Annotated in this window: 5 protein-coding genes; all 5 read left to right on the top strand. The window is 67.8% G+C overall.

What is annotated here, in order from left to right:
* Positions 1–238 precede the first annotated feature (238 nt).
* The 5 genes from E2F46_RS13825 to E2F46_RS13805 all read left to right on the top strand — a co-directional run bounded on the left by E2F46_RS13825 (position 239) and on the right by E2F46_RS13805 (position 6410).
* Complete coding sequence (locus E2F46_RS13825) at positions 239–1117, top strand: carbohydrate ABC transporter permease (protein ID WP_133323068.1); 879 nt, start codon at positions 239–241, stop codon at positions 1115–1117.
* Positions 1114–1962 carry a carbohydrate ABC transporter permease gene (locus E2F46_RS13820; RefSeq protein WP_133323066.1) on the top strand — a complete coding sequence of 283 codons (849 nt, stop codon included), beginning with the start codon at positions 1114–1116 and terminating at the stop codon, positions 1960–1962. The genes E2F46_RS13825 and E2F46_RS13820 overlap by 4 nt, the downstream gene beginning before the upstream one ends.
* 23 nt (positions 1963–1985) lie before the next feature.
* Positions 1986–5099: a discoidin domain-containing protein gene (locus E2F46_RS13815; RefSeq protein ID WP_425599841.1), complete on the top strand. Its 3114-nt coding sequence runs from the start codon at positions 1986–1988 to the stop codon at positions 5097–5099.
* 76 nt (positions 5100–5175) lie between these two features.
* Complete coding sequence (locus E2F46_RS13810) at positions 5176–5721, top strand: MAPEG family protein (protein WP_165967479.1); 546 nt, start codon at positions 5176–5178, stop codon at positions 5719–5721.
* Complete coding sequence (locus tag E2F46_RS13805; protein ID WP_133323060.1) at positions 5721–6410, top strand: hypothetical protein; 690 nt, start codon at positions 5721–5723, stop codon at positions 6408–6410. Before E2F46_RS13810 ends, E2F46_RS13805 begins: the two co-directional genes overlap by 1 nt.
* Positions 6411–6465 lie beyond the last annotated feature (55 nt).

Raw genomic sequence — 6465 nt, 5'->3', positions numbered from 1 at the left:
GGGCGAGATGGTTGTCGTCGCGTCGGAACGTACCCGCATCCCGACCTTCCCCCGCAGGCGGGGGAAGGGGCAGAAGCGCGCGAGGCGCACATGGCGACTCCCTCCCCCGCGTGCGGGGGAGGGCTGGGGTGGGGGCGAGGCGGGCGAGATGGTTGTCGTCGCGTCGGAACGTACCCCCATCCCGACCCTCGCCCGCTGGCGGGGGAAGGAGAAGATCGTGCCGACGGGGGGCACAGGCATGCGCGCTAGTCTCGCCGGGTGGGTCTTCGCCGCGCCGGCGCTGGTCGTGCTGCTGGTGTTCTTCGGCTTGCCGGTGCTCGCCGCGCTGCTGCTCAGCCTGACCGACTTCGACCTGTACGCACTCGCCGACAGCCGCCACCTGCGTTTCGTCGCGCTGGGCAACTACATCGAGCTGTTGCAGACGCCGATGTTCTGGAAGGCCCTCGGCAACACCACCTATTTCGTGGTGGTCGGCGTGCCGCTGTCGATCGCGCTGTCGCTGGGTGCGGCGCTGCTGCTGCACGCGAAGGTGGCGCGCTTCAAGCCGCTGTTCCGCACCGCGCTGTTCGCGCCGGTGGTGACGACCGTCGTCGCGGTGGCGGTGATCTGGCGCTACCTGTTCCATACCAGCTACGGGCTGGTGAACTGGGGGCTGGGCCACGTCGGCATCGATCCGGTCGACTGGCTGGGCGATCCACGCTGGGCGATGCCGACCATCATGCTGTTCGCGGCCTGGAAGAACTTCGGCTACAACATGGTGATCCTGCTGGCCGGCCTGCAGGCGATCCCGCAGGACCTGTACGAGGCCGCGCGCATCGACGGCGCCTCGAAGTGGCGGCAGTTCCTGCACATCACCTTGCCCATGCTCGGCCCGGTGCTGCTGGTGGTGGGCGTGATCACCATCTCCGGCTATTTCCAGCTGTTCGCCGAGCCCTACGTGATGACCCGTGGCGATCCGCTGCAGAGCACGGTCAGCGTGCTGTATTACATGTTCGAGGAAGGCTTCAAGTGGTGGAACCTCGGCCGCGCCTCGGCGGTGGCGTTCCTGCTGTTCCTGATCATCCTGTCGGTGACGGCGGTCCTGGTGCGGTTCGGCCGCAGGCGGGCGCTGGTATGAGCGTGGCGACCGAACGGGACGTCGGCGAGTCGCGCAGCCATGCCTGGCTGGTCAATGGTGCGCTGGCGGTGCTTGCGCTGTTGAGCCTGGCGCCGCTGCTGTGGATGCTGTCGGTGTCGTTCATGCCGATGGGCGAAGCCAGCCGTTTCCCGCCGCCGCTGTTGCCGGGCGAGGTGACGCTGGACAACTACCGCACCCTGTTCGCGCGCACCGATGCGGCGCGCAACTTCGTCAACAGCCTGTTCGTGGCCGGCACCATCACCGTGCTGTCGCTGCTGGTCAACGCGATGGCGGGCTACGCCTTCGCCAAGCTGCGTTTCGTGGGTCGCGACCGCACCTTCCAACTGCTGCTGGCGGCGCTGGTCATCCCGGCGCAAGTGGCGATGCTGCCGCTGTTCCTGCTGATGAAACAGCTGGGGCTGGTGAATACCTACGCAGGCGTGATCGTGCCGGCGCTGGCGACCGTGTTCGGCATCTTCCTGGTGCGGCAGTACGCGCGCAGCATCCCGGACGAACTGCTGGAAGCCGCGCGCATCGACGGTGCAGGCGAGCTGCGGATCTTCTTCCAGATCGTGCTGCCGATGCTCAAGCCGGTGCTGGTCACGCTGGCCATCTTCACCTTCATGGCCGCGTGGAACGACTTCATGTGGCCGTTGATCGTGCTCACCGACCAGGAGCACTACACGCTGCCGGTCGCGCTTGCGGCGCTGTCGCGCGAGCACATCATGGAAGTCGAGATGATGATGGCCGGCGCCGTGGTGACGGTGGTGCCGGTGCTGCTGCTGTTCCTGCTGCTGCAGCGCTACTACATCCAGGGTTTGCTGCTAGGGAGTATCAAGGGCTGATGATCGTGAAGACCACCCGTGTGATCGTTGCGTTGCTGGCGATGTCGGCGGCGCAGGTGCAGGCGCAGGACGATGCAAGGCTGCTCGACGGATTCGAGGATGCCAGCCAATGGCGCGTCGTCACCTCCAACCAGGTCAGCGGCAGCATCCGCAGCGTGGCGGGCGTCGAGGGCAGGGCGCTGTGCCTGGACTACGACTTCAACGGTGTGTCCGGCTATGTCGGCATCCAGCGCGACCTGCCGATGACCTATCCGGAGAATTACCGCTTCACCTTCCAGTTGCGTGGCGATTCGCCGGACAACGACCTGCAGTTCAAGCTGGTCGATGCCAGCGGCGACAACGTGTGGTGGGTCAACCGGCCGAAGTACGACTATCCGAAGGACTGGACCGAAGTGGCCTACCGCAAGCGCCACATCGACAAGGCCTGGGGGCCAGGCGCGGACGACGTGCTGCGCGAAAGCGCGAAGCTGGAATACACGATCTACAACAACGTCGGTGGCAAGGGATCGGTCTGCTTCGACCAGCTGGTGTTCGAGCCGCTGCCGGTGGACGACGGCTCGCCGCTGGTGCCGGTGGCGGCGATGTCGACCGTGCCTGCCTTCGACGCGATGGCGTCCGTCGATGGCAATGCCGACAGCGCCTGGGAAGCGCCCGCCGGACCGCAGCGCCTGGTCTTCGACCTGGGGCGCGTGCGCGAGTTCGGCGGCCTGCGCCTGGGCTGGGGCGAGGGGCGGCATGCGTCGCACTACGGCGTATCGCTGTCCGAAGACGGCGAACACTGGCGCAGCGTGCGACGTGTCGCGCAGGGCAATGGCGGCAGCGACTGGATCGCGCTGCCGGAATCGGAAGCGCGCTACATCGCGCTCGACCTGCAGGAAGGCACTGCTGCCGGCTACGCATTGCACCGGTTCGAAGTGCAGCCGCTGGCGTTCTCGTCGCATCCGAACGAAGTGATCAAGGCGATCGCGGCCGAGTCGCCGCGCGGCCTGTATCCACGCGGGTTCAGTGGCGAGCAGCCGTACTGGACGATCCTGGGCCTGGATGGCGGCATCCAGCAGGGGCTGATCGGCGAGGACGGGGCGGTGGAAGTGGCGAAGGGCGGCTTCAGCATCGAGCCGTTCCTGCGCGTCGACGGCAAGCTGGCCACCTGGCATGACGTCGAGGTCACGCAGTCGCTGCAGGACGGCTACCTGCCGATCCCGACCGTGCAATGGACGCGCGATGACCTCGACCTGAAGATCACCGCGTTCGCGCACGGCACGCCGCAGTCGTCGCAGCTGGTGGTCCGCTATCGGTTGACCAATCCCGGCCGGCGCACGCGCGACTACACGCTGGCGCTGGCGGTGCAGCCGTTCCAAGTCAATCCGCCGGCGCAGTTCCTCAATACGCCGGGTGGGGTGAGCCGCATCGAGTCGCTGTCGATCGACGGCGCCATCGCCACGGTGGCCGGCGTGCCGCGCGTATTCGCCAAGCAGGTGCCCGATGCGGTCTTCGCGTCGCCGTTCGACGCCGGCATGGCGTCCACGCATCTCGCTTCGGGTCGCTTCCCCACGGTGGCGCGGGTGCAGGACGAGACCGGCCTGGCCTCCGGTGCCTCGCTGTACAACCTGCGCCTGCGTGGCTGGGAGACGCGCGAGATCCAGGTGATGATCCCGATGACCGGCAACGCCGGGCTGGCGCGGCGCTGGTGGGATGCCGACGTGCTGCAGAACGGCGTGGCGGCGGAGTGGCGCGACAAGCTCGGCAAAGTGGGCATCACCGTGCCGGAACAGGCGCAGCCGGTCGCCGACGCGTTGCGCACCGCGCTGGCCCACATGCTGATCTCGCGGATCGGGCCGCGCCTGCAGCCGGGCACGCGGTCGTATGCCCGCAGCTGGATCCGTGATGGCGCGATGATCTCGGAAGGCCTGCTGCGGATGGGCCGCGAGGATGTGGTGAAAGAATACGTCGAGTGGTATGCGCCGTACCAGTTCGACAACGGCATGGTGCCGTGCTGCGTGGACGACCGCGGCAGCGACCCGGTACCGGAGAACGACAGCCATGGCGAGCTGATCTACAACATCGCCGAGTACTGGCGCTACACCGGCGACACCGACTTCCTCGAAAGGATGTGGCCGCACGTGCTGGGTGCGTTCGAGTACATGGAGGTGTTGCGCGCCAGCGAGCGGACCGCGGCGAACCGCCGCGTCAACGAGGCCTTTTACGGAATGATGCCGGCGTCGATCAGCCACGAGGGTTATTCGGCCAAGCCGATGCACTCGTACTGGGACAATTTCTGGGCGCTGCGCGGCTACAAGGATGCGGTGACCGTGGCCGAGGCACTGGGCAGGACCGACGAGCTGCCGCGCCTGGTTGCCGGACGCGACCAGTTCCGCGACGACCTGATGGCGTCGCTGCTGGCGGCCACGCGCCTGCACGGCATCGACTTCCTGCCCGGTGCGGCCGAACTGGGCGATTTCGACCCGACCTCGACCACGATCGCGCTGGCGCCCGGCGGCGAACAGGACTGGCTGCCGCAGGACCTGCTGCGCGGCACGTTCGAACGCTACTGGCGCGAGTTCGTCGAGCGTCGCGACGGCATCACGCCGTGGAAGGACTACACGCCTTACGAATGGCGCAACGTGGCGGCGATGGTGCGGCTGGGCTGGCGTGGCCGAGCGGAGGAAGTGTTCGACTGGTTCTTCGACCACCGCGCGCCGCATGGCTGGAACCAGTGGGGCGAGGTGGTGTCGAGCACGCCGCGCACGCCGTTCTTCCTCGGCGACCTGCCGCATGCGTGGGTGGCCTCGGATTTCATGCGCTCGGCGCTGGAGATGTTCGCGTATCCGCGCGAGAGCGACGACAGCATCGTGCTGGCCGCCGGCCTGCCGCCGGCGTGGCTGGACGGCACGGGCGTTTCGATCGAAGGCATGCGCACGCCGCAGGGCGACCTGCGCTTCTCGCTGCGTCGCGACGGTGGAACGCTGCGGCTGGAAGCGGGCGAAGGCCTGCGCCTGCCCGATGGCGGACTGGTCTTGCCATGGCCGTACGAAGGTGTACCGGGCGCGACCACCATCAACGGCCAGCCGGCGCAATGGGACGGGAACGAACTGCGCATCACATCGCTGCCGGCCAGCGTGGAGATCGCGGCGCCGTAACGCTGCGGGATGCCGCGCAAGGCGACGGCCGTTTGCAGCGGGCGTCGCCGCCACCTAAGCTCGGTGCATGGTGGACATGGCGCGCGAAGAACACCTGATCCGCACCCGCACTTCGCTTGCGCTGGTCGTGGTGCTGGTGTGTTTCGCCGCAGGCCATCTCCTGCTGCCACGTGCGTTCGTGTTTCCCGGCGACGTGGCGAATCGCCTTGCTTTCGCGGCCCAGGCTGCGGCATTCGTGCTGTCGTGCTTGCTGGTGGCGATCGGCATGGTGTCGACGGGACGCCGACGCTCGCGCGACGACATCGCCGGAGCCGCCGCCGGCCCGCCGAGCCCCGTGTTGGCCACCAAGGTCGCGTTCCTGCAGAACACCCTGGAACAATCGGTTCTGGCCTGCGGCGCATTCCTGGCATTCGCGGCCGTGGTCGATGGCGCGTGGCTGGCCTTGCTGCCGGTCGCGGCGGTGTTGTTTTGCGTGGGACGCGTGTTGTTCTACCGGGGGTACCCCTCGGGCGCCGGTGGGCGTGCCTTCGGCATGGCCTTGACCTTGCTGCCGGGCGCGTTGTTGCTGCTCGCCGTCCTGGTTGTGGTCGTCCTGCGCATGGCCGCATCGGTGCTGGCCTGATGTTCCGGCGCGGCGTTGCCCTGTGGCCCTTGCCGCTGGCGATCGCGCTCACGCTGACCGTGGCGGCGCACCTGGCGCTGGTGATCTCGGTCCAGGCAGGACACGTGCCGGCCTGCGTGCCCTACATCGAAGGCTGTACTTCGATCAGCCGCGCTGCACGACATGGCCTGGGCAACCACCTGTTCCGCCTGCTGGTCCTGCCATGCGCATTGCTGGTGGGACTGCACTGGTGGCTGTCGGCGAGATGGGCACGTACCCTGGGGCAGGGTGCGCGCATGCTGCTGGTGCTGGGCGTCCTGGCGGCAATCGCGCTGGCGGTCTATGCGACCTTCCTCGGCACCGAGGGTGCTGCGTACCGGTTCCTGCGGCGTTACGGCGTGAACGTGTTCTTCGGCAGCAGCTATGTCGCACAGCTGGTCTTCCTGCGCATGGCGATCCGTAGCGGCACGTTGCCGCGCGCATTGCGCATGGGCATGCAGGCGGTCTGCGTGGCGATGCTGTCGCTGGGCCTGCTGCATGTCGCGGCACTGGCCGCCATCGGCGGCAGCGATGTGCAGGATCGGCTGGAAAACGCGCTGGAGTGGCAGCTGGGCGTGCTGCTGGTGGCGTGGTATGGCCTGCAGGCCTTGCACTGGCGGCGCGATGGCTACCGCATCGAGACCACGCGACAAGCAGCGCTCATCCCTTAGCGCGGGTCTCGGGTGGCGCAACCTGCTTGCCGATGGCGGTGGGCGCGACGCATGG

Source organism: Luteimonas aestuarii (assembly GCF_004357985.1).
GTDB lineage: Bacteria > Pseudomonadota > Gammaproteobacteria > Xanthomonadales > Xanthomonadaceae > Luteimonas > Luteimonas aestuarii.
Note: the sequence above shows the minus strand (reverse complement) of the source record. Positions and strands in the feature narration are given on the sequence as shown.